The sequence below is a fragment of the Nocardioides sp. 1609 genome (genome assembly GCF_004522105.1).
Classification (GTDB): domain Bacteria; phylum Actinomycetota; class Actinomycetes; order Propionibacteriales; family Nocardioidaceae; genus Nocardioides.
The window spans coordinates 766128-792689 of sequence record NZ_SPUJ01000003.1 but is presented as its reverse complement, the minus strand read 5'-3'; the positions used below and the strand labels follow the sequence as shown (position 1 = coordinate 792689).

The window sequence follows — 26562 nt, the reverse complement described above, 5'->3', positions numbered from 1 at the left end:
GCCCGTCGTCGAGTACGGCGAGTAGCACTCACCCGACCGACTGACGCTCAGGCTCCCTCGTCGGGGTCCTGGGCGTCGATCATCCGTCCCTCGATCGCCGCGAGCGCGACGACGCCGAACGACTCCTGGGCGTGCTCCCACGTGTAGGAGTGGCTCATCGCCAACGCCGCGGTGCCCAGTCGTTCCCTCAGGGCGGCGTCGCGCAGGAGACGGTCGACCGCCTCGGTGAGCCCGTCCTGGTCCTCGACGAGGAGCCCGGTCACGCCCGTGCGCACCGACTCGCGGGTGCCACCGGCCGAGGAGTACGCCACGGCCGGCGTCGCGTGCATCGCCGCCTCGCCGATGACCAGGCCCCACCCCTCCTTGATCGAGGGCAGCGCCAGCAGCCACGACCGGGCGTAGACCTCGTGCTTGGTGCCCTCGTCGACGTGCCCGTGGAACGTCACGAGGTCGGTCGCGCCGTGCGCGGCGACGTACTCGTGCAGGTTCGCCTCCCACCACCCGCTGCCGACCACCTCGAGGTGCAGGCCGGGGTGCTCCGCGCGCAGTGCGATCACGGCGTCGACGGCGTGCTCGACCTGCTTGTGCGGGACGAGCCGCCCCACGACGGCGATCCTCGGCTCCGCCGACTTCGTCTCGTCGACCCGCACGACGCGGTCGGTGCCGTTGTGCACGACCGCGACCCGGTGGACGTCGACGCCGAGCTCACCGAGCTCGGCGCGGGTGGCCCTCGAGACCGCGACGTACTGGCAGCGTCGGTAGAGCCAGGGGGCGAAGCTCCGCTCGATCCACCAGCCGATCCTGGCCATCAGGGGGCCGAACAGCACGCCCCACTGCTCGCGGTGCACGTGGTGCACGAGCACCACCACCGGTGCCCGGGTCACCAGGCGCGAGAAGAACGGGAGCCCGTTCTGGACGTCGACGACGAGGTCGACGCGTCCGAAGCGGCGCGTCGCCAGCGCGGCCATGCCGCGGAGGTAGACGGTGAGCTTGGATCCGCGGCGCACGTAGTGGACGCCGTCGACGGCCTCGTCGGGTGGCGCGGCCGCGTGGGCCGCGCACAGGATGGTCACCCGGCACCCGAGCGCGGCCAGGCCGCCGGCGACCTTCTCGAGGTAGCGCTCGGCGCCACCACCCTCGGGGTTGCGGGTGTCGCGCCAGCTGAGGAACACCACGTGCTTGCCGGCGAGGTCGTCGAGCGGGTGCATCCGCGAACCGTAGGGCATCACCTAGGGTTCGCCGCGTGAGCTGCTTCCCCGGGCGCGCCGCCTCGACGACGAGACGTCGCTCCACCCTCCGACGCTCGGTGACGCTGCTGCGTGCGTTCCGCCACGAGCAGCCCGATCCACCGCGGTTCTACACCGCGCTCGCCCGCGACTCGGTCGACCAGCTCAGCGGGTACGTCGACCTCGACGGCGCCCTGCTGCTCGACGTCGGCGGTGGTCCGGGCTACTTCCGCGACGCGTTCACCGCGGCCGGCGCCCGCTACGTCGCCCTCGACGCCGACGTCGGCGAGCTCTCCGGCCTCGGCGAGATGCCGCCGGGCACGGTGCTCGGCAGCGGGATGGCGCTGCCGTTCCGCGACGGGAGCCTCGACGTCTGCTACTCCTCCAACGTCCTGGAGCACGTGAGCGACCCGTGGCTGATGGCCGAGGAGATGCTGCGGGTGACCCGGCCGGGCGGCACGGTGTTCCTGAGCTACACCGTCTGGTTCGGACCGTGGGGCGGGCACGAGACGGCGCCGTGGCACTTCCTCGGTGGCCGCCGGGCCCGCGCCCGCTACCGGCGCAAGCACGGCCGCGAGCCGAAGAACAGGTACGGCGAGTCGCTGTTCAAGCTCACCGTGGCCGAGGCGTTGGACTGGTCGCGGAGGCAGGACTCAGCCGACGTCGTCGAGGTGCTCCCGCGCTACAACCCGGCCTGGTCGTGGTGGCTGCTGCGGGTGCCGATCGTGCGCGAGCTGGCCACCTGGAACCTGGCGCTCGTGCTCCGCAAGAGGTAGACCCGCGCGGCGTGGTGAGTTCCATGTACTTGCCGGTAGGGATGCGTTACGGTTCGGCGACATTCGTGTGACGCGTGAGGAGACATTAGGTGCGCACCATCCTTGGTCGAGTGCTGATCGCACTCGGAGGATTTCTGCTGGTGGCCGGTCTGGTGGCCCTCGTCTGGGCCCCCGGCGTGGTGAAGAAGACCCCGCTCGACGTCGACTCGGTGACGCACCTGTCCGGTGAGGGCGGCAGGGTCGACACCGCCACCGGCGAGATCACGATCGGCCCGGTGGTCGCCTCGAGCATCACCAAGGTCGACACCGAGGCCTCCGACGACGACGTCGCCGTCTTCGTCAGCACCTCGTGCCTGATGAAGGACGAGGGCGACGTGCCCGACTGCCTCGACGGTGACGACGAGCGCCTCCTGTCCGCCAGCACCAGCCTGTTCGCCACCGACCGCGACACCGCCATGTCGGTCGACAACGGCTCCTACCTCCCCGAGGGCAGCGAGCAGCCGGAGGGCCTGCAGAACAAGTGGCCCTTCGACGCCGAGAAGAAGGACTACACGTACTGGGACGGCACCGCCGGCCAGGCGGTCACGGCCGCCTACGACCGTGAGCAGGACATCCTCGGTCTGAAGACGTACGTCTACCACGTGGTCGTCGAGGACGCGCCCATCGAGGTCGCCGAGGGCGTGGAGGGCACCTACAGCAGCGACAAGGAGGTCTTCGTCGACCCGGTCACCGGTGCGATCATCCACCAGACCGACGACCAGGAGCGCTACATCGGCTCGGGTGCGGACGCCACCCAGGCCCTCGAGCTGCAGCTCGCCTTCACCGAGGACCAGCAGCAGACCAACGTCGACGACGCGAAGAGCAACGCGACGTCGCTGGCCCTGGTCACCAAGTGGATCCCGATCATCGGCCTCGTCGGCGGGCTGCTGGCCCTCGTCGCAGGTGTCCTGCTCGTCCTGCGCGAGGGACGCCGCACGGAGCACTCCGTCGCCGACGACGTGTACGCCGACAAGACGACCACGGACGTCTGATCCCCGCCCCTGCTCGGGAGGACCTCCCCGGTGACCCTCAGCCCTGACCAGGCCTCCCGTTTCCAGCGCGTCTTCACCGACGTCGTGGACAACATGGGGTTGGCGCTGCTCGGCAAGGACCGGGTGGTCCGGCTCGCGGTGACCTGCCTCCTGGCCGAGGGACACCTGCTCCTGGAGGACCTCCCGGGCACCGGGAAGACGATGCTGGCGCGCGCCCTGGCCAACTCGGTCGAGGGCAGCCACGCGCGGATCCAGTTCACCCCCGACCTGCTCCCGACCGACGTCACCGGGGTCACGGTCTACGACCAGCACAAGGGGACCTTCGACTTCCACGAGGGGCCGATCTTCCACGACATCGTGCTCGCCGACGAGATCAACCGGGCCTCCCCGAAGACGCAGTCGGCACTGCTCGAGGTCATGGAGGAGGGGCACGTGACCGTCGACGGCACCACGCACGACGTGCCCCGGCCGTTCATGGTGATCGCGACCCAGAACCCGATCGAGCAGGCCGGCACCTACCAGCTCCCCGAGGCCCAGCTCGACCGCTTCCTGATGAAGACCTCCGTCGGGCACCCCGGGGCCGAGGCGACCGAGCAGCTGCTCATGGACGCCGGGGTCCGCGACCGCGCGACCCTGGTGAAGCCGGTCCTCAGCCGCGCCGACGTCGCCGACCTGGCCGCCGCGGCGGCCGATGTGCACGTCGACCGGTCGCTGATCCGCTACGTCCGCGAGCTCGCCGAGGCCTCCCGCGAGGCCGACCAGGTCAAGCTCGGGCTCTCCGCGCGCGGCTGCCTGGCCCTCATCCGGGTGACGAAGGTCTGGGCGGCCGCGGCCGGCCGGACGGCGGTCGTCCCGCAGGACATCCACGACCTGGCCCACCCGGTGCTGTGCCACCGGATGCTGCTCGACGCGCACGCCCAGTACGGCGGTGTCCACGTCGACGCCGTCATCGACCGGCTCCTGCGCGACGTGCCGCCGCCTCGCGACCGTGCGTGACCCGCTCCGACTCCTGAGGTCGCTGGCCTCCTCGGTCTCGCCGGCGGGGTGGACGGTGGTCGGGCTCGGCCTGCTCACCGCGGTCGCCGGCCGCGTCGGTGGGTACGTCGAGCTCCAGGTCGTCGCCGTCCTGTGCGGGCTGCTGCTGCTCGTCAGCGCCGCGCTGCTCCGGGTCGCGCCGGGGCGGGTCGAGGCCAAGCTGGAGCTGCGACCGGCCTCGACGATCGCGGGGACGCCGGGCCGGGCCGTGCTCCGCGTGACCAACCGCGGCCGGTGGTCGGTGCGCCACCCCGTGGTCACGGTGCCGGTGCGATCCGGTGCGGTCGTCGCCGAGCGGGGCCTCGTGCGGCTGCCCCGGCTGCGCCCCGGCGTGCAGCACCAGGAGGAGATCGTGCTGCCGGCGATGGAGCGCGGGATCGTCCAGGTCGGGCCGATCGGCGCCCGACGTACCGACCCGCTCGGCCTCTTCCAGCGCGACCGCGACTGGACCGGCGTCGCCGACCTCGCGGTGCGCCCCCGGATGACCGTGATCGAGACGATCGCGCCCGGCTACGTCCCCGACCACGACGGCACGCCGAGCGAGGAGGTCTCGATGAGCGACCTCGCCTTCCACGCCCTGCGGGAGTACGTGCCCGGAGACGACCTGCGGCACGTGCACTGGCGCTCCTCGGCCCGGGCGGGGGTGCTGCACGTGCGGCAGTACCACGACACCCGGCGCAGCCACGTCGTGATCGTCGTCGACCGGGACGAGCGGTCCTACCCCCGCGCCCAGGACTTCGAGCTCGCGCTGTCGATCGCGGCCTCCGTCGCCGTCCGGCTGACCGAGGAGGGCTACACCCTCACGTTCGTGTGCGGCACGGACGTCGGCGCCGACTCGGTCGGTGTCGTGCTGGACGCCTCGTGCCGCGCGACGCTCGGTCCGGACGACCTCGAGGAGAGCGCCCGGACGGCGTCCCGTGCAGCGCCCGGCTCGAGCCAGCTCGTCGTGGTGTCCGGGGTGCTGGGTGCGCCACAGCGGGTGCAGGCCTGCCGCGCGGCGTTCGCCGACGACGTCCGGTTCCTCGGGCTGGCCACCGGACGGGTGCCGGGCGAGGCCCGCGACGACCCGCCGCGCGACGTCGGTGCGGGTGCCGTGCGGATGCTCCGGGTCCGGCGGATGGCCGAGCTGCCCGGCGTCCTGGCGGCCAGCGTGCTCGGTGGCGGCCGGTGAGTGCCACGGCCCGCAGGGACGGAGTCCTCACGGACGCGGTCCTGGCCCTGCTCGCCAGCGGTGTCGTCATGCTGGCGTGGGAGCCGACCTACGTCGGCACCGGCTGGTGGGTCGCGGGCCTGTCGGCGTCGTTCCTCGCCGTCATGGTGGCGGTCGTGGTTCGCGACGCCGGCGGCGGTGGCGAGCTGGTCGTCCTGGCGCTGTTGGTCGGCTACCTGGTGGTCGCGGGCCCGCTGGCCCGCGAGACCCTGGCGGTGGAGGGCTGGGGAACCGTGACCGACGGCATCACCGGTTCGTGGAACGTGTGGCACCGGCTGCTCACCACACACCCGCCGGTGACCGCTGCCGGACCCACGCTGCTGCCCCCCATCGTCACCGGCCTGGTGAGCGGCGGCCTCGGGACGTCGCTCGCCCTCGGGTCGCGGCGCCTGTGGCCTCCGCTCCTGCCGGCGGCGCTGGCGCTGGGCGCGGTCCTGCTCGTCGGGCAGCACGAACCGGCGTCCCTGCTCGGGGTCGGGGTCGGCGGCACCGCGATCGCGATCACCTGGCTGCGAGTGCGGGCCCTCCGACTGGAGGCCGACGAGACCGGCCGCGACCCGTCGACCCTGCGGCGCACCGTCCTCGGTGCCGTCGTCGTCGCGGCGTGCGCGGCGGCCTCGCTCGAGCTCGTCGGCGACCCCGCGAGCGGTGGGCGCTACCTGCTCCGCGACGAGGTGCGCCCGCAGGCGGTGTCCGGGGTCGTCACGCCACTCGACGCGTTCCGCGACCTCGTCGTCTCCGACCGCAAGCTGCTGCTCGTCGACGGGTTGCCCGCAGGGCACCGGCTCCGGTTCGCAGCGCTGGACCGGTACGACGGGCAGTCGTGGACGGCCGACAACGACTCCGATCCCGAGCGCGACGACGACCGCTTCCTCCACGTCTCGGAGAGCATCGAGAACCCGGCGTCCGGGCCGGAGCAGGAGGTCGTCGTCCAGGCCACCCAGCACTGGAGGATGCCGTGGGTGCCGACCGCAGGCGCCGTGCGGTCCATCGCGTTCCAGGGCGCGGACACCGGCCTCGGGTCCGACGTCCTGTACAACCCCGCGACCCAGACCGCCCTGCTGCCGGGCGGGCTCGATCCCGACGTGCGGTACACCTTCTCCTCGGTCGACACCGACCGCCTCGCCGACCGTCGGGTCGAGCGCTCGATGGCTCTCGACGAGGACCTGTACGAGCGTCTCCAGGTGCTCGACCAGGTCGTCACCTACTGGACCATCGGCGCCTACACGCCGATGGACGCCTTGTTCAAGGTCGCCGAAGGCATCCGGAAGGTCGGTCGCTACAGCCACGGCCAGGAGCCCTGGGAGGGCTCGATCACGGCTGGCCACGACCTCCGCCGGCTGACCGACGACTTCCTGCTGTCGTCACCGACCGTCGGTGACGAGGAGCAGTACGCCGCGGCGATGGCGCTGCTCGCCAACCGGATGCGCATTCCCGCCCGGGTGGTCGTCGGCGCGGTGGTCCCGAAGGACGGTGTCGTCCGCGGCTCGGACGTCTCCGCGTGGGTCGAGATCCGCGCCGACGACGGCACGTGGCGGACGATCCCGAGCGACGTCTTCATGAGCCGGAAGCCCCCGGACCGCCTCGGGGCGAGTGCCCCGACCGACCGGGACTACGAGCCACCGAACGACGCCGAGCCGGACCTCCCGGACGCCGAGCCCGAGCAAGACGACCCCGCACGGCCCGACCGCGCCGACGGCGGCGGCCTGTCGTGGTGGGTGCTGCTCGTCCCCCTGGTCCTGGTGCTCGCGCTGACGGTGCCCGCGGTCAAGGCGGTGCGTCGCCGACGCCGGCGTCGGGCGCGACGGGTCAGCAGCCGGTACGCCGGGGCCTGGGACGAGCTGGTCGACCACGGCCGCGACCTCGGCGTCGACGTCCCGGAGCCGGCACCGCGGCCGGTGCAGGCCGCGGCCCTGGCCGGGACGCTGCCGCTCGCGCTCGAGGCCGACCGGCGCATCTACTCCGCCGAGGACCTCGACGGGGCAGACGCGGACGCGTTCTGGGAGCTGGTCGAGGCCGAGCTGCGGGGGATGGACGCCGCGGTCCCGCGGTGGCGCCGGGTCCGCGCCCGCCTCGACCCGCGCACCCTCCGGTGACGTCGTTCGGGTGCGCGGACCCCGCCCGGACGCGACAATGACCCGGTGAGGGCAACGAGGATCGCAGTCGTGCTGAGGGCGGTGCCGGTCGCCGTCCTCGTGCTCTCCGGGGTGGCGGTCCCCTCCGGCGCCGCGATCGAGGCGCCGCCCGGGTCGTCGGCGCGCGCGAGGTCGGCCGCCCCGACCGTGACTCCGCGGCTCGCGTTGCCGCGGGAGCGCGTGACGGTCTCCGGCCGGGTGGACCGCACGCGACGCCCGGTCGTCCTGCAGCGACGCCACCAGGGTCGCTGGGCACGGGTGGCCGCCGTGAAGCAGGGACCCCGCGGATACCGGTTCCTCCAACGGCCCGCGACCACCACGCGTCTCCGTGTGCTCGCGCCGGCCTGGACCTCGAAGGGGCACCGCCACCCCGCGCAGGTCTCGAGGGCCCGCGTGGTGCGCGTGCGGCAGCCGACGGTGACCGTCGGTGGCGCGCGCCAGGTGGCCGTCGGCCAGCCGCTCGACCTCCCGGTGCAGGTGTCGCCCGCCCGGGCCGGGCGCGTCGTCCACCTCGACACGCCGGGTTCCCGTACGAGCGCCCGGACCGACGCGCGCGGCCGGGTGTCGTTCCGCCACGTTCCCCAGGCCGTCGGCCGAGCGGCACTGTCCGTCGTGGTCCCGCCGTGGCGTGGGACGCCGGCGGCGCCCAGCGCGGCCGCGGTGGTCGACGTCGTGCCCAGGGCCGCACCGGTGGTCGTCGCGCCGGTCGCCGGCGAGGTCCTGGTCGGCACCGCCACGGTCGTGGTCAGCCTGCCCGACCCGGCGGGCGAAGCCCCCGTGCGTGTCTTCGCGGACGGTCTGCTCCTCGGCGTCGCGGAGCACGACGGAGGCGGCAGGTACCGGTTGGAGTGGGACACCACCGTGCTCCCCGACGGCGGGCACGACCTCGTCGCGAGGACCGGTGGCCCGCACGGGAGACTGGGTGCCGGAGTCGCCGTGACCGTCGACAACCCCGACCAGGACCAGGGTCTGCCGGCCGGGTTCGGCATCGACGTGGTCGCAGCCGGGTTCGACCTCCCCAGCAACTTCGCGGCGATCGACCGGTCGAACGTGCTGGTCTCGGAGAAGGACGGGCGGGTGCGCCTCGTGCGCGACGGCGTCGTCGCTCCCACCCCGGTCCTGGACCTGCGCGGACGCATCGCGACCGAGGGTGACCTGGGGTTGGTGGCGCTCGCGATCGACCCGGACTTCGCAGCGAACGGATGGCTCTACCTCAGCTACGTGCCCGAGACCTCGAGGCCCGCCTATCCCTCGTACCGGAGCCAGGTGATCAGTCGCTACACCGTCGAGGACGGCGTGGCGGACCCGGAGTCGGAGGTACGGATCCTGGGTGATCCCGCCGGCGTCGACTGCTCCCTCGTCGACAATGCCGACGTCGACGGGTGCATCCCGCTCGTCGGTGCAGGTCACTCGGTGGACGACCTCGTCTTCGAGGCCGACGGCGACCTCCTGGTCTCGTTGGGCGACGGGACGATCTACTGGGGTGTCGGGGAGGAGGCGATGCGCTCGCAGGACCTCGACGTCCTGGCCGGCAAGGTGCTGCGGATCGATCCGACCACGGGCGAGGGAGTGCCTGCCAACCCCTACTTCGACGAGGGCGACCCGGCCGCCAACCGGTCGCGGGTCGTGGCCTCGGGCCTGCGCAACCCGTTCCGCATGACGATCGAGCCCGGTGGCGCCGTCGTGGTCACCGACGTCGGCGGCAGCGACTTCGAGGAGGTCGATCGCATCGTCCCGGGCGGCAACTACGGGTGGCCGTGCTTCGAGGGCCGCCAGAAGATCCGCGTCGACGTGTCGTGGTGCGACGCGATGCACGCCGCCCACGACGCAGGTGGGCTCCTCGTCGAGGAGCCCGTCCACACCTACCCGCACGACGGGAGCGGCGGCTCGGTCACCGGCGGAGCGATCTACACCGGCAGCTCCTACCCGGCCGAGTACGTCGGCCGGTTCTTCTTCGGCGACTACGCACAGCGGTTCTTCAGCACCATCGACCTCGACGACCCGGCCACCGCGCCCCTGCCCCTGATGTCCGAGGAGGCGGCCCACAGCCCGGTCGCGATCCGGACCGGCCCCGACGGCGCCATCTGGTGGCTCGGCTTCGGCTCGGGTGCACCGGGCGCGGGCGAGCTCCGCAGGCTCGGCTACGACACCTGCTCGACCAGGGACTGGAGCGTCGACTACTACGCAGACTCCACGATGGGGGGCGCTCCGCTCGCGGAGGCGTGCGTGTCGGCAGCCGGTGCCGGGGTCGGTGCCGAGGCCCCGCCCGGTCTGCCCGAGGGCTATGCCGTCCGCTGGACCCGGCGGGCGCCGCTGCCGGCCGGGACCCACCGGTTCACGGCTCAGGTCACCGGCTCCGCGCGACTAAGAGTCGGTGCCTCGACGGTGGACCGCTGGTCGACCGGGGGCGCGCAGCGTCTCGAGCTCGACCACACGCTGGTGCAGGCCGAGGTGACCGCGGTGGTGCTGGACCTGGTGCCGGGTGCCGCCGGCACGGCGGTGCTGGCCTCGACCACGGTCGGGGCACCGCCCGTCGTGTCGGTCACGGTGCCGGCCAACGGTGTCGTGGTCGGGCGCGGCACGACGGTGCCGTTCACGGCTGCGGCGGTCGACGCGGAGGACGGCTCGTTGCCCGCGTCCGCGATCACGGTCCGCGCCTACGAGATGCACTACGGCGAGTCCGCCGTGCACCTCCATCCTGGCGCCGTGACGGGAGCCACGGGGTCGGTGGTTGTCGACGACGCCCACGCTCCGGGGGAGATCGTGTGGCGCCTGGTGGCCAGCGCAGCGGACTCCTCGGGATTCCTCGCCCTCAGCGCACCGGTCTACGTCTGTGTGCTGGGCAACGAGGTCGGCCCCTGCTTGCCCTGAAGGTGCGTGACCAGGTCGGCGCCGAGGATGGCGGTGCCCGGCGTGATCGCCCCGCGGACACCGGACCAGCCGCCCCAGACCCGGTCGTGACCGGCGGGCCACTCCGGCTCGAGCAGCGTGGTGAGGGCGAAGCCGGCGCCGGCGAGCAGGGAGACCCAGTCGCCCAGGGTGCGGTGGTGCTCGGCGTAGGTGACCTCGCCGGTGGCGTCGTCGACCTCGACGTACGGCGTGCGGTCCCAGTACGACTGGCTCGCGACGAGCCCGGCCTCGGACGGGTCGTCGGGGAACATCCACCGCGTGGGGTGGGTGATGGAGAAGGCGAACCGGCCGCCGGGCCGGAGCACCCGGGCGGTCTCGGCGACGGCGGCGTCGATCTCTCGCACGAACTGCAGGGCGCCGAAGGAGGAGAAGACGACGTCGAACGACGCGTCCGCGAACGGCAGGTGGGTGGCGGTGCCGAGCACCGACGGGACGCGGACGCCCGTCTCGTCGTCGATGCGCCGTGAGTGCTGGAGCTGGCGGTAGGACAGGTCGAGCCCGACGGCCCGGCCGCCGTGCGCCCGCACCCAGCGCGAGCACTGGCCGGCACCGGAGCCGACCTCGAGGACGTCGCGACCGGCCAGCTCGCTCAGGTCGCCGAGCATCCCGGCCTCGGCCTCGGTGAGGCCCTCGGGTCCCCACACGAACCCGACGTCGCCGAGGAAGGCGCCGTGGGTGGCCTGGTACTCGTCGGCGTAACGGTCCCAGTCGGGGCCGTTGGCGCGGCGCGACTGCTCCTCGGTGACCGGACGACGGGCCGAGCGCACCGAGTCGGGCAGGTCGGGGTGGTGTCGCGAGTCGGGGGCGAACGGATCGGCGCCGGGCATGGGTGAACGGTAGCGACGGTGGCCCGGCTCGCTACCGTGCGGGCATGATCGACGACGCCTTCGCCTCTCTGGCCCCGCTCGAGGGCGGCAGGTCGGGGGAGACCTTCGTGGCGCAGGCCGGCGGCGAGCGCCAGGTGGTCCGCATCCATGCGCGCGATCCCGGCCGGGCCGAGGTGGACGCCGCGCTGCTGCGACTGGTGCGCGGACTGGTGCCGGTCGCCGACGTCCTCGAGGTCCGGCCGCCGCGTGGGGACATGCCGGCGCTGCTCGTGACGTCCTTCCTGCCGGGGGAGCGCGGCGACCTGCACCTCGCCTCCCGCGACGACGACCGCGTCGCCGGCCTCGCCTGGGACATGGGCGAGCTCGCCGCGACCCTGGCCGGGATGCCGATGCTGACCGGCGGCGCCCTCGTCGGCGCCGACCTGCGGATCGAGCCGTTCGACGGCGCCGCGGACGGGCTCCCCGCGCACGTCGACGCGCACCGGCCCGCCCTGGCGCACTGGTCGCCCGAGGAGCTGACCGGCCTCGCCGAGGTCGCCGAGGTCGCGCAGGCCCTCCTCGACACCGTCGACCGGACCTGCCTCGTGCACGGCGACCTGAACCCGACGAACGTGCTCGTCGAACCTGGCACCGGGTGGATCACCGGCCTGGTCGACTGGGAGCGCGCGCACGCCGGCCACCCGTTCACCGACCTCGGCAGCGTGCTGCGCCACGACCGCGGTCCGGTGTACGTCGAGGTAGTGCTGTCGGCCTTCGAGGACCGCCACGGGGTGGCACCGGACGACGCCCTCGCGCTGGCCCGGGCCGCCGACCTGCGGGCGCTCATCGACCTGGCCGGGCGCCGCGGGCAGGACCCGGTGGGCGACCGTGCCCACGACCTGCTCCGGGGCATCGCCACCTCGCGCGACCTGGGTTGGACTCTGCCGGAGGCGCCCGCGTAGACTGGGACCTTGCGCCACACGTCCGTCTGGCGTGCCCACACGACTTCTGTCCACCCTAGGATCCCATCCACTTATGACCATTGCCTTTCTCCCGGATTACGACGCGCCCCAGGTGGCGATCAACGACATCGGGTCCGAAGAGGACTTCCTTGCCGCCATCGACCTGACGATCAAGTACTTCAACGATGGCGACATCGTCGAGGGCACCATCGTCAAGGTCGACCGTGACGAGGTGCTCCTCGACATCGGTTACAAGACCGAGGGCGTCATCCCGTCCCGCGAGCTCTCGATCAAGCACGACGTCGACCCGTCCGAGGTCGTCTCCGTCGGTGACAAGGTCGAGGCCCTCGTCCTCCAGAAGGAGGACAAGGAAGGCCGCCTGATCCTGTCCAAGAAGCGCGCCCAGTACGAGCGCGCCTGGGGCACCATCGAGCAGGTCAAGGAGGAGGACGGCGTCGTCGAGGGCACCGTCATCGAGGTCGTCAAGGGCGGCCTCATCCTCGACATCGGCCTGCGCGGCTTCCTGCCGGCATCCCTCGTGGAGATGCGCCGCGTCCGCGACCTGCAGCCCTACGTCGGCCAGGTCCTCGAGGCCAAGATCATCGAGCTCGACAAGAACCGCAACAACGTGGTCCTGTCGCGCCGTGCCTGGCTCGAGCAGACCCAGTCCGAGGTCCGCCACGGCTTCCTCACCCAGCTGCAGAAGGGCCAGATCCGCAAGGGTGTCGTGTCCTCGATCGTCAACTTCGGTGCGTTCGTCGATCTCGGCGGCGTCGACGGTCTCGTGCACGTCTCCGAGCTGTCCTGGAAGCACATCGACCACCCCTCCGAGGTGGTCACCGTCGGTGACGAGGTCACCGTCGAGGTGCTCGACGTCGACATGGACCGCGAGCGCGTCTCGCTGTCGCTGAAGGCGACCCAGGAGGACCCGTGGCAGCACTTCGCCCGGACCCACCAGATCGGTCAGATCGTGCCGGGCAAGGTCACCAAGCTGGTGCCGTTCGGTTCGTTCGTCCGCGTCGAGGAGGGCATCGAGGGCCTGGTGCACATCTCCGAGCTGGCCGAGCGCCACGTGGAGATCCCCGAGCAGGTCGTCCAGGTCAACGACGACGTCATGGTCAAGATCATCGACATCGACCTCGAGCGTCGCCGGATCTCGCTGTCGCTGAAGCAGGCCAACGAGACCGCGACCGCGACCGACGTCGACGAGTTCGACCCCACGCTCTACGGCATGGCGGCGACCTACGACGAGCAGGGCAACTACGTCTACCCGGAGGGCTTCGACTCCGACACCGGCGAGTGGCTCGAGGGCTTCGACGACCAGCGCGCGGTCTGGGAGGAGCAGTACGCCAAGGCGCACGCTCGCTGGGAGGCTCACGTCAAGCAGCAGGCCGACGCCAAGACGGCCGACGCCGAGGCCGGCGAGGCTACCTCGTACTCCTCGGGCAGCGAGGACGTCGACACCGAGGGTGACGGCGGCTCGCTCGCCTCCGACGAGGCGCTGCAGGCGCTCCGCGAGAAGCTCACGGGCGGCCAGGCCTGACCTCACGGTCGGGTCCACACCCGTAGCACGCACGAAGGCCCGGTCCCCTCGGGGGGGCGGGCCTTCGGCGTTCCCGGACCGGTCGGGACGGGGCGGGTCAGGCCGCGCGGTCGAGCGGAGCCTGGTCGGCCGGGGGCAGGAAGCGCGCGTCGACGGCACGGGAGCGGGGCGGGCGCACGGGCGCGCCGTCGTGGATGAGCACACGCAGGGTCTCGACCATCCCGAGGACGGAAAGAGCCGCAATCAGCCACAGGAACCACATGCCGCCATGATGCGCCCGATCCGCGGCCCACGCCAGGGTCGTCGCCTGGCAGAGATGGCGGCGTGGGTCGATTTCCTGCCAGGTCGGCGCTACAGTCGTCGGGTGCAGAAGGTTGCGGTCATCGTGCAGGACGGGGCGGAGCCCTTCGGGCTCGGCTCCCTGGTCGAGGTGTGGGGCGAGCCCTACCACGCCGACGACGACAACCCGGTCTTCGACTTCCAGGTGTGCACCCCGCGCCCCGGACGGGTCGCGGGGCGCGCTGGCTACGACCTGCTGGTCGAGGTCGGCCTGGAGGCCGCGGCCGACGCCGACCTGGTCTGCCTGTCACCCAAGCACGACTTCCTCGACCACGACCCCGCCGTCCTCGAGGTCGCCCGCGCCGCGCACGACCGCGGCGCCGTCGTCTACGCCCACTGCAGCGGGGTCTTCGAGCTCGCCGCGGCCGGGCTGCTGGAGGGCCGCGAGTGCACGACGCACTGGCGCTACACCGACCGGCTGGCGCGGATGTACCCGAGCGCGATCGTCCGGCCCGACGTCCTCTACGTGCAGTCCGGCAACGTGCTGACCGGCGCCGGCAGTGCGGCCGGGATCGATGCCTCCCTCCACCTGATGCGTCAGACCTTCGGCGCGCGGGTCGCCGCGACCACGGCCCGTCGCATCGTCGTCCCTCCGCACCGCGACGGCGGCCAGGCGCAGTTCATCTCCCGGCAGGTCGTCGACTGCCAGGCCGAGACCCTCGGCGCCGTGCTCACCTGGGCCCTGGAGAACCTCGCCGAGCCGCTCGACGTCGACACCCTGGCACGCAAGGCCCACATGTCGCCGCGCACGTTCGCGCGACGCTTCCGCGACGAGACCGGGACGACGCCGCACGCGTGGGTCACCGCCCAGCGGCTCCAGCTCGCCGAGGAGATGCTCGAGCGCACCGAGAACTCCGTCGACCACATCGCCGCCGAGGTGGGCTTCGGCAACGCCGCCACCCTGCGCCACCACTTCACCCGGGTCCGCGGCGTCAGCCCGCAGGTCTACCGACGCCAGTTCGCGTGCTGACCTGACTGCCCGAGCATCTCGACGCGCGGGTCCCGGCCTCGTCCCTCGGCCGGACCGCGTGCTCAATCCCGTCGTGCGACGGAGCCGCTCCCTCGTCGCAGCTCCTGCACCCGGACCTTCCCGGTGAGGGTTCGCGGGAGGGCGTCGAGGAACGACCAGGTCTTGGGTCGCTTGGGTGGGGCGAGGCGCTCGCGCGCGTAGGCCGCGAGCTCGGCCTCGGACGCCGTGCCGACGACCGCCGCGCAGACGCGTGCGCCCCAGTCGGGGTCGTCGACGCCGTACACCGCGACGTCCTCGACGCCGGGGTGCTCGCCGAGGACCAGCTCGACCTCCAGCGGGTAGACGTTGACGCCGCCGGTGATGACGAGGTCCTCGCGTCGCCCGTCGAGGTAGAGGTAGCCGTCGTCGTCGAGCCGGCCGAGGTCCCCGACGGTGAAGCTCGCCACCCCGCCGTCGGTCCGCCAGGCCGCGGCGGTCCTCGCGTCGTCGCCGTAGTAGGTGAACCGGGCGTACGGCGGCACCGCGCACCAGATCGTGCCGTCGTCGTCGAGGGTGAGGGTGCGGCCGGGGCGGGCGCGACCGACGGTGCCGGGTCGCTCCAGCCACTCCTCGCTGCGGCACGCGGTGAACTGGCCCTCGGTGGAGCCGTAGAACTCCCACGTCGAGCCGGCGGGGAACAGCGCGACGAGGCGGCGCTTCACCTCGGTGGGGCACGGGGCGCCGGCGTGCGCGACGAGCCGGAACGACGTCAGGTCCGGCACCCCGACGACGTCCCAGTGCGCGAGCAGCCGCTGCAGGTGGGTCGGCACGCAGAACATCGTGGTCGGCCGGTCGCGCTCGATGGCGGCGGTCACGGCGGCCGGGTCGAAGGGCCCGGGGACGCTCAACCGGCCGCCGGCGAGGATGGTGCCCATCGCGAACCGCAGCGGCGCCGAGTGGTAGAGCGGGCTGAGCACCAGGTTGACGTCGTCGGCAGCGAACCCCCACAGGTCGCGCTCCTCGGCGACCAGCGCGGCGGCGTCCGTGTCGTCGAGCAGGCCGGACCACACGCCCTTGGGGACGCCGGTGGTGCCGCTGGTGCAGTGCATCGGCCGGGCCCGGGGGAGTCCGTGACCCGGGGTGGGTCCGCTTCCGGCCGTGACCGCCGCGAGCTCGTCGGCGGTGGTCACGACCACCTCCGGCGCGAGCGGCGTCAGGATGCGGCAACGTTCGGTCTCGGTGAGCCGCGGGTCGAGCGGGATCGGGACGACGCCGCGGGCCAGCAGCGCCAGGACGGCGTCGACGTAGGCGCGCGAGCCCGGCACGAGCAGCGCGACCCTGGCTCCCTCGTCCAGCTCCACGACCCCGACCCTAGACGGCTGCGGACACTAGAACGGCGTGCGCACCACGGCGCGCTGCCCCTCGAGCCGGGCTCCGAACGACGACTTGAGGTCGCCCTTGCCCTTGCCGAGCACCAGCGTCGTGCTGCCCCCGAGGTAGGACAGCTCGACGATCCGGCGGGTGCAGTCGTAGTAGAGCCCGCGCCGGTCGGCGGCACCCTCGTAGTCGGCACCCCACGACAGCCACCGGGAGACCCCGCGGTGCGTGGTCATCAGCCCGACGGCCGCCAGCACGCCCCCGTCGCGGTAGGCGACGGCCTGGAGGTCGTGGTCGGCCATGGCGACGTCGAGCCACTCGGCGGGGGCCGGGCGGTTCATCAGCGGGTGGCGGCGGGGGTTGTGCTTGCTGAAGTTCGCGTCGAGCAGCGGCGCCACCTCCTCGCCCTTGGCCACCTCGGCGAGGGGGCCCTGGGTGACGTCGAGGTCGGCGTCCTCGGCGAGCCGGCGCCGCAGCCGGCGCAGGTCCTGGCGCCGGGACCGGCCCAGCGACTGGAGCCACGCCTCGGCGTCGGGCCGGTCGGGGTGGTCGAGGTCCACGACGCCGAGCGGCAACGTCGTCTGCTGCACCACCCGGCGCCCGGGCAGCCCCGAGACCACGTCGTCGTCGCCGACCTGCCGCCACAGCAGCGCCGGCATCCGGGGGCCGAGCCGGCGCCGGAGCGCGCCGACCAGCAGGGGGAGGGCGCCGCGGTGGCCCGGCTCGGTCCAGTACGACGGCTCGGAGCCCGAGTGCGGGTGGTGCACGTGACCGATGCCGCCGGCGAGGAGGACCCGCTCGAGCAGCATCCCGGCCACCAGCGCGTCGCCGTGGGGCCCGGACCGGGTCGCGACGGCGAGCCAGACCCGGTTGCGGGTCTCCTCCTCCATCGCCGACAGCGCCTCGACCCTCCACAGCGGGCCGCGGGACGCCGCGAGCCGGGCGGCCAGGGCGGCGTCGGCGCGCAGCCCGGCGAGGTCGACGACGCGGACGTCGTACGGGCCGGCGTCCGGGTCGGTCACGAGGGCACCGCGGTGGGGGCCCGGTCGTCCGCGGCGTCGTCGGCGTCGTCGGCGTCGTCGGCGGGCTTGGAGCGGCGGCCCGGGACCGGTGCGAAGATCACCACGGCGGCGAGCACGAAGTGCGCGGCGATGAACGCGAACGCCTCGTTCTGGCTGGCGACGTGGCCGCCGAGGCGCACGGTGATGTGCTCGGCCCACTCCCACCGGTCGGGGATGTCGTTGCCGCGCCAGACCTGGAACATCAGGTCCTCGATGCCCGACAGCATGACCAGCAGCGCGGCGTAGGACGCGCGCCGCACGGTCGCACCGGCGGCGCCGCCGAGCCGCAGCGCGAAGACCAGACCGAGGATCACGAACGGCACCAGCATCCGCATGATGCTGTAGAAGCGGTCGAAGTCCTCGTCGACGAACGCCCCGAACATCAGCGGTGCGAAGCCGCCCATCACGGCGAGGAAGACACCGGTGACCATCAACGGCGCCATCCAGCGGGCGCGGGCCCACGCACGCGGGACCCGGGCGACCGCCTCGGTGGCGAGCACGAACGGCACCAGGGCGAACAGCAGCGACGTCAGCGTCTCGACGTCGTTGGCCACCCAGTGGTGCACCGCGTAGGCGGTGACGGCCGCGGCCGCACCGAACCCGAGTGTTGCGATTCCCTGCTTCATCCCGCCATCAGCTCCTTGGTCATGTCTTCGCCGGCGCCGTCGCCGGCACCGTCCCTGGTGATGTCGAACGTGAGCGCCCCGGCCGCGTCGAGGGCCCGCTGGCGGGCCTCGCGCACGGTGGGTGCGGTGGTGAGCACGTAGCCGAGCTGGTCGGCCAGGCAGGCGCCGCCCTCGACGCGGTCGCCCTGCTGGGCACCGATCCGGACCCGCTGCACCCCGGGGAGCAGCGCGGCGTGCCCGGCGCCCCGGACGCCGGCGACGGTGCCGACCGCGTCGGGAAGGACGATCCGTCCCACCGCCGCGCTCGGACGCCGGCGCCGGCCGAGGTCGAAGGGCAGGCCCACCGCCGCGCGCACCGCGTTCTCGACGGTGTGGACGCCGTGGGTGAGCCGGACGAGCTCGCCGAGCGGGTCGCCGCCCACGCGGGCGCCGATCTCGACGATCCGGACCGTGTCGCCGGCGTCGAGGACGAGGTCCAGCATCATCGGTCCGCGCCGGTAGTCGAGGGCGCGGCAGAGGGCGTCGACGAGGTCGTGGACCTGGTCGACGACGTGGCCGGGCAGCTCGCCGGACATCGCGTGCTCGGTGGTGATGGCCCGGGGCGCCCGCGTGATGGCGCGGGCGCTGAGGGCGAGGAACGCGGCCCGCGAGTCCTCGACGATGCACTCGGCGCTCAGGTGCTGACCGAGCATCTCCTCCTCGACGATCACCCGGCCGGAGTAGGAGAACGCCGCGGCCTCGGCGATCGCCGCCGTCAGGTCGTCGCCCTCGCGGCAGCGGGCCACCCCGCGGCTGCTCTGCGCGTCGGCGGGCTTGACCACGACGGGCAGGCCGAGCCGCTCGGTCTCGCGGAGCAGCTGGGGGCCGGGGACGCCGGTGGCCCACCGGCACGTCGGCAGGGCGAGGTCGTCGCAGACCTGGCGCAGGTAGGTCTTGTCGTGCGAGGCCCGCACCGTCGCTCCCGACAGGCCGCAGGGGAGTCCGAGCCGGCGGGAGAGACGACGCTGGGCGTCGAGGGCGACGTCCGAGGCGGGGGCGACGACGCCGCGCAGGTCGTCGCGGCCGACGAGGGCGTCGTGGATGGCGTCCACGTCGCGGGTGCTGATGATCAGCTGCTCGTCGGCGAGGCCGAGGGCCGGGGCGTCGGGTCGCACGTCGACGGCGATGGTGCGCAGGCCCATCCGCTGGGCGGCCCGGTAGGTCTCGAAGACCCCGATCGCGGCGCCGAGGACGACGACGCTGCCGCGGCTGCGACGCCGCTTCACGACGCCACCTCGATCGGACCGACCGGCTCGACCGGCCCGACCGGCCCGACCGGCCCGACCGGCCCGACCGGCGCCATCGACCGGATCGGACCGCCGGTCGCCGCGGCGCTGAAGCTGTCGGCCGGCAGCACCGGCACGGACGCCTCGCGCACGTAGAACATCCGTGGTCGTGGTTGCCCGGCCGCCAGGACGCCCAGGCAGCGGACCTCGACCGCGATGACGAACAGCGCGATCCCGACCAGCACCACGATGCCGCCCTCCATCACCGTCGCCGGCAGGGCGCGGGTCATGTGCAGCACGCCGAGCACGACCGACACCAGCGCGGCCCAGGTCGCGGTGAGGATCGCGAACTGCGCCGGGCGGCGGGAGAAGGCGAACCACAGGTCGAGGGCGTGACCGGCGAGGTCGAGGAACCGCACCCGGGCCGGCCCGTCGGTGCGCGCGCGGTGGGTGATCGGCACCGTGGTGTGGCGGTCGGTGAGCTTCGGCAGGGTGGCCAGGAAGTACGGGCGGCCCAGGCGCAGGTCGACCACGGCGCGGGCGAGCTCGGTGCGGACCAGCCGGAAGCAGGTCGCGTGCCGCGGCAGCTCGATGCCCAGCAGGCCGCGGGCGACGAGCTGGTTGACCGTGGAGCCGATCCGCCGCACCAGCGGGTCGTGCCGCTGCACGCGGACGCCGAAGACGGCGTCCATCCCGTCGGAGGCCTCGACCAGCCGCCGGATCTCGCTCGGCGGGAACTGCCCGTCGGCGTCGACGTGCACCAGCCACGGCCTGCTCGCGTAGAGGTACCCGGCCGAGAACGCCGCCTCCACCCCGAAGTTCCGGGTGAACGAGAGGTACTGCACCCGTGGATCGGCCTCGGCGCGGCGCCGCAGCACGTCGAGCGTGCCGTCGCGGCTGCCGTCGTCGACGCAGACCACCTCGACGTCGAGCCGGGGCTCGCGGTCGAGCTCGTCGAGGAGCTCGTCGAGCACCCCGTCGAGACCGCCCGCCTCGTTGTAGCAGGGCATCACCACGCTGAGACCCGTCACGTAGGGGTCGTCTTCCCTCATGTCCATCTCCCCGAGATCGGCTGTGGAACACGGCGCCCGGATGCGCGCCGAAGCAGGAGTCGCAACGCCGTGGCGTTGCAGAGCTGGGCGGCCACCAGCGCGCCCATCGCGGCGAGCGCGCCGCCGCGCCCGGTGCACGTCAGCAGGACCACGGCCGCCGCGAGCAGGCCGCACGCGGAGGCGCCGACGTTGCCGGGCAGCCAGCGGCTGCGGGAGTTCTCGACCAGGTTGGCGGCGACCGTGCGCTGGGTGAAGACGACGACCTCGCCGGCGGTGAGCAGCGTGAGCGTCGCCCACCACGGCGCGCCGAGCAGGTGGGCGCCGACGGCGAGCGCCGCGGTGCCGGCGCCGGCGACGACGGCTCGCGCGAGGATCCGCCGGGCGGCGTCCTCCCCGGCCGCGGCGCCGGAGCCGCGCAGGCGCAGGGAGACGTCGGGCTGGTGCAGCCGGACGACGACGGTGGTGGTCGCGCCGAACACGCTGGCGACCGTGACGGCGACGTAGTAGCGGACCGCCTCGTGCTCGGGGGCGAAGGCGGCGACGGCCCAGAAGCCCGCGCTGACGCTGACGATCGAGAGCACCTCCGGCAACCCGAGCAGCAGCAGCGAGCGACGCAGCGGGGTGACGGCGGCCCGCCGACGGACCCCGTCGAACATCTCCCGCGGGACGGCGGCGAGGCCGGCGGCGGCGACGGCGAGCAGGAGGACCAGACAGGTGACGACCCAGGCGACCGGGCGCAGGTCGAGGGCGACGGTCACCCCCGTCGCCGCCAGGAGCGCGAGGGCCCCGGACGCGAACAGCAGCGCGTCGGCCCCCGGGCGGTGCGCCAGCCGGTGCAGCGCGGCGACGACCTGGTAGACGGCGCCGGTCAGTCCCCAGCACAGCCCCCACAGGAGGAGGGTCGGCCCGACCCCCGTGAGGGTCGAGAGGGTCGCCGCGGCCAGGACGCACGCCAGCGGGACGAGGACCGTCGCCAGGGTCTGGCGCGAGACCTGCCCGGCCAGCCGCGGCAGCCTCGGCACCTGCTTGAGCAGGGTCTTCTCGGCGGTGGCGAACAGGATCGCCAACCAGCCGAAGCCCCCGATGACGGCGACCGTGCGGCCGAGCTCCTCGGCGGTCCAGGTGGTGGCGAGCAGGAGCGGGGCGACCATCCAGAGCGCGCGGAAGCCGGCCCGGCCGGCGAGCACGACACCGGTCGAGACCCACGACGGCGCGTAGGGCACCGACGTCGTCGGTGCGGCGGCGAGGCTCATCCGGGCCTCAGCCCAGGAACGGGCGGGGGACACCCACGAAGGAGAGAGGCGTGACGTCGAAGCCGACGCTCACCTTGTCGTCGACGAAGCCGCGTCCCGAGGAGAGGGTCTCGGCGCCGGAGTCGATGGCGTGGCGGGCGTAGCGCAGGAAGTGGTCGAAGTACAGGTGCGGGACGCCGCCGTCACGGGGGTGGACCATCGCCCAGTAGGAGCCCCACGGGTGCCGCGGGTGCTCGAGGAGGGTGCCGACCGCGACCAGCCGCTCGCCCTGGTGGTAGGTGATCGTGCGGACGTCGTAGCGGGCCATCAGCGCTGCGAAGTACGCGGCCGGCATGTGCGGGCGCGGATCGACCCGCAGCGGGGCGTTGCGCGCGATCATGTCGACGAGGAGGTCGGCGACGGCCTGCGGGTCGACGTCGGTGCGAGCGTTGCCGAACTCGACCCGCACCTGCGACTCGATCATCGGTCCGAGCCGCCGCAGCGACTTGCGGCGCTTCTTGCTGAGACCGGCGAACCACTCCTCGAAGGTGGCGGGCAGCGGCATCACGGTGCCCTGCCCCTGGGCCTGGGAGGTGACGGCGCCGCGGCGGCGCAGGTCGGGCAGGTCGTCGTCGGTGACGTTGCGGTAGGCGATGCCGGCCAGCCGGGTCCGGCCCAGGGCTCGCACCACCCCGCGCTCGAAGGCCCGCACGACGTCGGCCCGCTGCGGGCGGCTCAGCCCGCTGCGGAACGTCCAGGACGCCTCGTGGCCCTGCCCGGGCATCCGCATGTCGACGAGCACCGGTTCGCGGCGGGACGGCGCCGCGTGCGGACGGACGCCTCGGTAGCTGCCGACGAACGCGCCGACGATCGTGTCCCCGTGCCGGACGGCGGCGGTGAAGGTGGGGCACCACGGGGTGGGGGACGACGCGCTGAGCTGCAGCAGGTCGTGGTCCCACAGCGCGACGAGCCGCTCGTCGCGCACGAACTCGGCCCATCCCGGCTGGGTCTCACCCGAGCCGGCGAGGGTGACGCGGGTCGTGAGGGCGTGCGTGGATCCAGGCACCAGCAGCATTGTGTGAGCTCCCCGAGAGTGGCGCGCAGGGTCGGAGCACAGACCGAACACGATCGAACCGCCACGAGTGTGACCTACGACACCCTACGTACGCACCGTCAAACGTCAATCCTTTCGTCATCGGCGACTTCCGCCGCAACTCCTCCGGGCTGACGGCGTACGGCGGGCGTCAGCCCAGACCGAGGTCCGCGCCGAGCTGGTCCACGACGGTGGCGAAGTGGGTGTCGTAGTCGAGGACGCCGCGGTGCATGTGGCCGAACAGCTCGAGCGACACGTGCCCGAAGAGCGTGGCCCAGGCGGTCAGGCCGCGGACCGCAAAGGCGGGGGAGAGCGGGGGGTCGACGAACGCCAGGACGGGGCCGAGCGCGGCCTTCTCGGCGGCCGAGACCCGAGCCGGTCCCGCGGCCGGCGTCCGGCCGGCTGCCTGGGCGTCGCGCAGCACCGTGAGGAGCGCGAGGGTGACGCGGGTGGCCGGTACGACGGTGTCGGCCGGGGCGGCGTACCCGGGCACCGGGCTGCCGTGGGTGAGGGCGTACTGGTGCGGGTGGGCGCGGGCCCAGTCGCGGATCCCGTGCGCGATCGCGCGCCAGCGGCCCCGCAGGTCGCCACGGCGGACAGCGCGCTCGACGGCCTCGACGGCGGCGCCGAGGTCGTCGTAGGCCTCGACGATGAGCGCGGTGAGGAGCGCGTCGCGGCTCGGGAAGTAGCGGTAGACCGCGGACGACGCCATCTCGAGGTCGCGCGCGACCGCACGCACCGAGAGGGCGGCCGGGCCGATGTCGGCGAGCTGGGTCGCGGCGCTGTCGAGGATCGCCCGGGTGAGCTCGGCGCGGGCGGTGGCGCGGGCGGTGCGGGGAGCGGGTGACATGAGGGCGATCCTGCCCTGGAACAAGAGCAGTGGCAACAAACAAGAGCACTGCTCTTGTCATTGTGTCCGAAGTGTGACAGGTTCACAGGACGGAGAGCGGTGCTCTCGAAAACGGATCGACGAGGAGATGGTGACGATGGGCAAGCACGTGGTGGTAGGTGCGGGGCCGGTGGGTCTGGCGACCGTGCGGGAGCTGGTGGCGCAGGGGCACGAGGACGTCCTCCTGGTGAGCCGATCGGGTCACGGGGACGACGTCCCGGGCGTGCGCCGGGTGGCGCTCGACGTGGCCGACGCGGCCGCGCTGACGACCCTCGTCGAGGGGGCGAGCGCGCTCTACAACTGCGTGAACCCGCCGTCGTACGACGTGTGGTCGACGTGGTGGCCGCCGGTGGCGGAGGCCTTCCTCGTCGCGGCCGAGCGGACCGGTGCGGTGCTGGCGACGGCGTCCTGCCTGTACCCCTACGGTGTGGTCGACGCGCCGATGCTCGAGGGCCAGGCCGACCTCGCCCAGGGGGTGAAGGGCGCCCTGCGCGCCACGATGTGGGCCGACGCCCGGGCGGCCCACGAGGCGGGGCGGCTGCGTGCGGTCGAGGTGCGCGGCTCCGACTACCTGGGGCCAGGCGTGACCATGGCACACATCCCGACCGTGGCGCCGGCGGCCCTCGCCGGGCGGTCGGTCCGGGTGTTCGGCCGCGCCGACGTCGCGCACTCCTTCACCGACGTCCGCGACATGGCCCGCACCCTCGTCGCCGTCGCGGCCCGCCCGGACACCCACGGCCGGGTCTGGCACGCCCCGACCAACCCGCCCCGCACCCAGGCCGAGGCCGTCGCCGACGTCTGCCGGGCCGCCGGGCGCGAGCCGGTGCGGGTCCGGCCCTGGCCGCGCGCGCTGCTGGGGGTCGGCGGGCTCGTCGTCCCGGTCCTGCGGGAGATGCGCGAGACCGTCCACCAGTTCGAGCGCCCCTACGTGCTCGACTCCTCGCTCACCGAGCGCGAGCTCGGGCTGGCACCGACCCCGTGGGACGACGTCTGCCGGGCGACCGCCGCGACCGCGCTGGGCGACGTCGCACATGGCGCGGAGGTGTCCGAGCCCGTCTGAGGAAGGTGGACGCGGGCCGGAGACGCCCCCGGGTGCGGGTGGAAGTCGGTCGGCCGCGGGAACTGCGGTCCCGGTGCGGACATGAGGAAGCATGAGCCCACCGGAGGACACCATGACCCAGTCGGAGGCCGCGCTCGCCGAACGCCTGCGCCACGGCGACGCCGACGCCGTCGCCGAGCTGTTCGACCGGCACGCCGACCGGATCCACCGGCACTGCTTCCGGCTCACCGCCGACCGGGCCGACGCCGAGGACGCCACGGCGACGACGTTCCTGGAGGTGTGGCGGCACCGGCACCGGGTGCAGGTCCACGACGGTTCGCTGCTGCCCTGGCTCCACGGCGTCGCCACCAACGTCTGCCGCAACCTGACCCGCGGACGCCGTCGCCACCTGCGCGCCGTCGCGCGGCTCCCCGGGCCTCCCGACCAGCCCGACCACGCCGACCGGGTCGACGAGCGGCTCGACACCGAGCGGCGGATGCGGGTCGTGCTCGACGCCGTCGCCACCCTGCCACCGCACGAGCGCGAGGTGCTCGCCCTCGTCGTCTGGTCCGGCCTGTCCTACGAGGACGCCGCCGCCGCCCTCGAGGTGCCGGTCGGCACCGTCCGCTCCCGGCTCTCCCGGGCGCGCCGGCGCCTGACCGCCCTCGCTCCGATCGACGCCGAAGGAACCCCGTGATGGACGACGACCTCACCACCCCGCCCGACCAGCCGCTCGACGACGCCGCCCGCGCCCGCCTGCGGGGCCGCGTGCTCGCCGGCCTCGACGAGTCCGCGCCGGCCGGTCCGCGTCGGCGCTGGGCGGTCCCGGTGGCGGCAGCGGCGGCGGTCGTGGTCCTCGCGGGCGCGACCGGCTACGCCACCCTGCGCCCCGGCGCGGACGACGACGTCCTGCCCGGCGGCCGGAGCACCTCCGCGCCGAACCGGATCCCGACCCCGGCACCGTCCGAGGACGTCACGGTGCCCGACACGCCCGGCACCTCCGAGGCGCCCGACGCGCCGGACGACCCCGGGGAGGGCACGATCCCCCCGGCCGAGGACGGTGCGGCCGTCGTGCCCACCCCGTCCGGCGGACCCGCGGGTGACGCGGCGGGGGCCTGCCGGCGCGACCTGCGCCACGTCCTGCCCGGTGCCGTCCCCGCGCTCGCGGTCGAGGGCACGCTCGGCACGACGTCGTACCTCGTCGAGGGCGACCGGTTCGTCCTGTGCGACACCGTCGGCGGCACCGTCACCCTGCACGGTGCCCAGCCGCTCGACGGCCGCCACCCCCCGGACGACACCACCCCCTGGCGCGTCAGCACCAACGCGGTGGACCCGCAGGACGGCGCGGCCAGGGACTACGACCTGGTCTTCGTCGCCGGCGGGATCGTCACGTCGCAGGCGATGCAGTGGGGGGTCAGCTACACCTTCCCCGACGGGCACGTCGAGGAGGCGACCACGAGCACGGACGCCGAGGGACGCACCTGGTGGCGGATGGAGTACGTCGCCACCGACGGCGTCCTGGTCGCGCCCGGCACCGACCAGACGACGCTCGAGCCGATCGTCGTCGACGTGCAGGTCGCCGGCACCAGCAACCGGCACGAGCTGCGCTGGGCCGAGGACACGTGCGCGCAGGTCAATCACGGCTGCTGAGGCGTGAGTCGGGGGCGGAGGGGTAGACAGCGGCCATGACCATCCTCATCGCCCTCGCCGTCGTGGTGGCCGTCGTCGTCGCGCTGGTCGTGGTGGCGATCGCCACGAGCTCGGGCCGCCACCCCGGACGCGGTCGCACCGGCCGCGCCGCGGACGGCGGCTACGCCGGCAGCTACGACGGCGGCACCGACACCAGCACCGACCACCGCCAGCACGACGGTGGGTCGCACGACTCGGGGGGCGACTCGGGCGGCGGCTGGTTCGGGGGCGGCTCCGACGGCGGCGGCTCCGACGGTGGCGGTGGGGGAGGGGACGGCGGTGGCGGCGGTGGCGGCGGCGGCGACTAGCCTCGCAGG

24 protein-coding genes are annotated in these 26562 nt (G+C 73.8%); 13 read left to right on the top strand and 11 right to left on the bottom strand.

Annotated elements, in window-relative coordinates; translation table 11 throughout:
• Window positions 1-47 precede the first annotated feature (47 nt).
• Complete coding sequence (locus E4623_RS09975; RefSeq protein ID WP_134766334.1) at window positions 48-1208, bottom strand: glycosyltransferase family 4 protein; 1161 nt, start codon at window positions 1206-1208, stop codon at window positions 48-50.
• A gap of 35 nt (window positions 1209-1243) precedes the next feature.
• Here E4623_RS09975 and E4623_RS09970 point away from each other — a divergent pair, with 35 nt between their 5' ends.
• The 6 genes from E4623_RS09970 (at window position 1244) to E4623_RS09945 (ending at window position 10284) form a co-directional block, all read left to right on the top strand.
• Window positions 1244-2002 carry a class I SAM-dependent methyltransferase gene (locus tag E4623_RS09970; RefSeq protein ID WP_209020590.1) on the top strand — a complete coding sequence of 253 codons (759 nt, stop codon included), beginning with the start codon at window positions 1244-1246 and terminating at the stop codon, window positions 2000-2002.
• Window positions 2003-2112: 110 nt separating this feature from the next.
• Window positions 2113-3033: a DUF3068 domain-containing protein gene (locus E4623_RS09965; protein WP_167736554.1), complete on the top strand. Its 921-nt coding sequence runs from the start codon at window positions 2113-2115 to the stop codon at window positions 3031-3033.
• A gap of 30 nt (window positions 3034-3063) precedes the next feature.
• Window positions 3064-4029 (top strand): AAA family ATPase, encoded by a 966-nt coding sequence (locus E4623_RS09960; protein WP_134766332.1) that lies wholly within the window; start codon window positions 3064-3066, stop codon window positions 4027-4029.
• On the top strand, window positions 4022-5239 hold the full coding sequence (locus E4623_RS09955; RefSeq protein ID WP_134766331.1) for a DUF58 domain-containing protein: 1218 nt from the start codon (window positions 4022-4024) through the stop codon (window positions 5237-5239). The genes E4623_RS09960 and E4623_RS09955 overlap by 8 nt, the downstream gene beginning before the upstream one ends.
• Complete coding sequence (locus E4623_RS09950; RefSeq protein ID WP_134766330.1) at window positions 5236-7374, top strand: transglutaminase domain-containing protein; 2139 nt, start codon at window positions 5236-5238, stop codon at window positions 7372-7374. Before E4623_RS09955 ends, E4623_RS09950 begins: the two co-directional genes overlap by 4 nt.
• Before the next feature lie 69 nt (window positions 7375-7443).
• The gene (locus E4623_RS09945; protein WP_167736553.1) at window positions 7444-10284 is read left to right on the top strand and encodes a PQQ-dependent sugar dehydrogenase; all 2841 of its coding nucleotides are present in this window, start codon (window positions 7444-7446) and stop codon (window positions 10282-10284) included.
• On the opposite strand, the gene E4623_RS09940 is transcribed toward E4623_RS09945, so the two are convergent.
• On the bottom strand, window positions 10239-11150 hold the full coding sequence (locus tag E4623_RS09940; protein ID WP_134766328.1) for a class I SAM-dependent methyltransferase: 912 nt from the start codon (window positions 11148-11150) through the stop codon (window positions 10239-10241). The genes E4623_RS09945 and E4623_RS09940 overlap by 46 nt on opposite strands.
• A 44-nt stretch (window positions 11151-11194) precedes the next feature.
• Between E4623_RS09940 and E4623_RS09935 the strand changes: the two genes are divergently transcribed.
• Both E4623_RS09935 and rpsA read left to right on the top strand, forming a co-directional pair.
• Window positions 11195-12091, top strand: a complete 897-nt coding sequence (locus E4623_RS09935) for a phosphotransferase (protein ID WP_134766327.1) — start codon at window positions 11195-11197, stop codon at window positions 12089-12091.
• A 73-nt stretch (window positions 12092-12164) separates the two neighbouring features.
• Window positions 12165-13634 (top strand): 30S ribosomal protein S1, encoded by a 1470-nt coding sequence (gene rpsA, locus E4623_RS09930; protein ID WP_134766326.1) that lies wholly within the window; start codon window positions 12165-12167, stop codon window positions 13632-13634.
• Window positions 13635-13731: 97 nt separating this feature from the next.
• Here the strand turns inward: rpsA and E4623_RS22585 are convergent, their stop codons facing one another.
• Window positions 13732-13896: a hypothetical protein gene (locus tag E4623_RS22585; protein ID WP_167736552.1), complete on the bottom strand. Its 165-nt coding sequence runs from the start codon at window positions 13894-13896 to the stop codon at window positions 13732-13734.
• A 102-nt stretch (window positions 13897-13998) separates the two neighbouring features.
• On the opposite strand from E4623_RS22585, the gene E4623_RS09925 reads away from it, so the two are divergent.
• Window positions 13999-14943 carry a helix-turn-helix domain-containing protein gene (locus E4623_RS09925; protein WP_134766325.1) on the top strand — a complete coding sequence of 315 codons (945 nt, stop codon included), beginning with the start codon at window positions 13999-14001 and terminating at the stop codon, window positions 14941-14943.
• A gap of 62 nt (window positions 14944-15005) precedes the next feature.
• Here the strand turns inward: E4623_RS09925 and E4623_RS09920 are convergent, their stop codons facing one another.
• The 8 genes from E4623_RS09920 to E4623_RS09885 form a co-directional block, all read right to left on the bottom strand.
• Window positions 15006-16283: an AMP-binding protein gene (locus E4623_RS09920; RefSeq protein ID WP_134766324.1), complete on the bottom strand. Its 1278-nt coding sequence runs from the start codon at window positions 16281-16283 to the stop codon at window positions 15006-15008.
• Window positions 16284-16310: 27 nt separating this feature from the next.
• Window positions 16311-17321, bottom strand: a complete 1011-nt coding sequence (locus tag E4623_RS09915) for a GNAT family N-acetyltransferase (protein WP_134766323.1) — start codon at window positions 17319-17321, stop codon at window positions 16311-16313.
• A complete protein-coding gene (locus E4623_RS09910) occupies window positions 17318-17986 on the bottom strand; it encodes a hypothetical protein (protein ID WP_134766322.1) in 669 nt (222 codons plus the stop codon). The genes E4623_RS09915 and E4623_RS09910 overlap by 4 nt, the downstream gene beginning before the upstream one ends.
• A complete protein-coding gene (locus E4623_RS09905) occupies window positions 17983-19251 on the bottom strand; it encodes an ATP-grasp domain-containing protein (RefSeq protein WP_134766321.1) in 1269 nt (422 codons plus the stop codon). The genes E4623_RS09910 and E4623_RS09905 overlap by 4 nt, the downstream gene beginning before the upstream one ends.
• On the bottom strand, window positions 19248-20303 hold the full coding sequence (locus tag E4623_RS23335) for a glycosyltransferase family 2 protein (RefSeq protein ID WP_209020588.1): 1056 nt from the start codon (window positions 20301-20303) through the stop codon (window positions 19248-19250). Before E4623_RS23335 ends, E4623_RS09905 begins: the two co-directional genes overlap by 4 nt.
• Window positions 20300-21589 carry a hypothetical protein gene (locus tag E4623_RS09895; protein WP_134766319.1) on the bottom strand — a complete coding sequence of 430 codons (1290 nt, stop codon included), beginning with the start codon at window positions 21587-21589 and terminating at the stop codon, window positions 20300-20302. The genes E4623_RS23335 and E4623_RS09895 overlap by 4 nt, the downstream gene beginning before the upstream one ends.
• Window positions 21564-22601, bottom strand: a complete 1038-nt coding sequence (locus tag E4623_RS09890; protein WP_134766318.1) for a GNAT family N-acetyltransferase — start codon at window positions 22599-22601, stop codon at window positions 21564-21566. Before E4623_RS09890 ends, E4623_RS09895 begins: the two co-directional genes overlap by 26 nt.
• Before the next feature lie 178 nt (window positions 22602-22779).
• Window positions 22780-23478 carry a TetR/AcrR family transcriptional regulator gene (locus tag E4623_RS09885; RefSeq protein WP_134766317.1) on the bottom strand — a complete coding sequence of 233 codons (699 nt, stop codon included), beginning with the start codon at window positions 23476-23478 and terminating at the stop codon, window positions 22780-22782.
• 127 nt (window positions 23479-23605) lie between these two features.
• Here E4623_RS09885 and E4623_RS09880 point away from each other — a divergent pair, with 127 nt between their 5' ends.
• From E4623_RS09880 to E4623_RS22960, 4 genes are all read left to right on the top strand, one after another.
• Window positions 23606-24577: an NAD-dependent epimerase/dehydratase family protein gene (locus tag E4623_RS09880; protein ID WP_348537288.1), complete on the top strand. Its 972-nt coding sequence runs from the start codon at window positions 23606-23608 to the stop codon at window positions 24575-24577.
• A 91-nt stretch (window positions 24578-24668) separates the two neighbouring features.
• Window positions 24669-25253, top strand: a complete 585-nt coding sequence (locus tag E4623_RS09875; RefSeq protein WP_134766315.1) for an RNA polymerase sigma factor — start codon at window positions 24669-24671, stop codon at window positions 25251-25253.
• Window positions 25253-26206, top strand: a complete 954-nt coding sequence (locus E4623_RS09870; protein ID WP_134766314.1) for a hypothetical protein — start codon at window positions 25253-25255, stop codon at window positions 26204-26206. Before E4623_RS09875 ends, E4623_RS09870 begins: the two co-directional genes overlap by 1 nt.
• Before the next feature lie 35 nt (window positions 26207-26241).
• Window positions 26242-26553, top strand: coding sequence for a hypothetical protein (locus E4623_RS22960; RefSeq protein WP_209020587.1), 312 nt, complete (start codon window positions 26242-26244; stop codon window positions 26551-26553).
• The last annotated feature ends 9 nt before the right edge of the window (window positions 26554-26562 follow it).

Excerpts from the sequence above, each read along its gene's own strand:
- E4623_RS09975 (WP_134766334.1), bottom strand. The coding sequence starts at position 1,208 with ATGCACCCGCTCGACGACCTCGCCGGCAAGCACGTGGTGTTCCTCAGC.
- E4623_RS09940 (WP_134766328.1), bottom strand. The coding sequence starts at position 11,150 with ATGCCCGGCGCCGATCCGTTCGCCCCCGACTCGCGACACCACCCCGAC.
- E4623_RS09935 (WP_134766327.1), top strand. The coding sequence starts at position 11,195 with ATGATCGACGACGCCTTCGCCTCTCTGGCCCCGCTCGAGGGCGGCAGG.
- rpsA (WP_134766326.1), top strand. The coding sequence starts at position 12,165 with ATGACCATTGCCTTTCTCCCGGATTACGACGCGCCCCAGGTGGCGATC.
- E4623_RS22585 (WP_167736552.1), bottom strand. The coding sequence starts at position 13,896 with ATGTGGTTCCTGTGGCTGATTGCGGCTCTTTCCGTCCTCGGGATGGTC.
- E4623_RS09910 (WP_134766322.1), bottom strand. The coding sequence starts at position 17,986 with ATGAAGCAGGGAATCGCAACACTCGGGTTCGGTGCGGCCGCGGCCGTC.
- E4623_RS23335 (WP_209020588.1), bottom strand. The coding sequence starts at position 20,303 with ATGAGGGAAGACGACCCCTACGTGACGGGTCTCAGCGTGGTGATGCCC.
- E4623_RS09885 (WP_134766317.1), bottom strand. The coding sequence starts at position 23,478 with ATGTCACCCGCTCCCCGCACCGCCCGCGCCACCGCCCGCGCCGAGCTC.
- E4623_RS09880 (WP_348537288.1), top strand. The coding sequence starts at position 23,606 with ATGGTGACGATGGGCAAGCACGTGGTGGTAGGTGCGGGGCCGGTGGGT.
- E4623_RS09875 (WP_134766315.1), top strand. The coding sequence starts at position 24,669 with ATGAGCCCACCGGAGGACACCATGACCCAGTCGGAGGCCGCGCTCGCC.
- E4623_RS09870 (WP_134766314.1), top strand. The coding sequence starts at position 25,253 with ATGGACGACGACCTCACCACCCCGCCCGACCAGCCGCTCGACGACGCC.
- E4623_RS22960 (WP_209020587.1), top strand. The coding sequence starts at position 26,242 with ATGACCATCCTCATCGCCCTCGCCGTCGTGGTGGCCGTCGTCGTCGCG.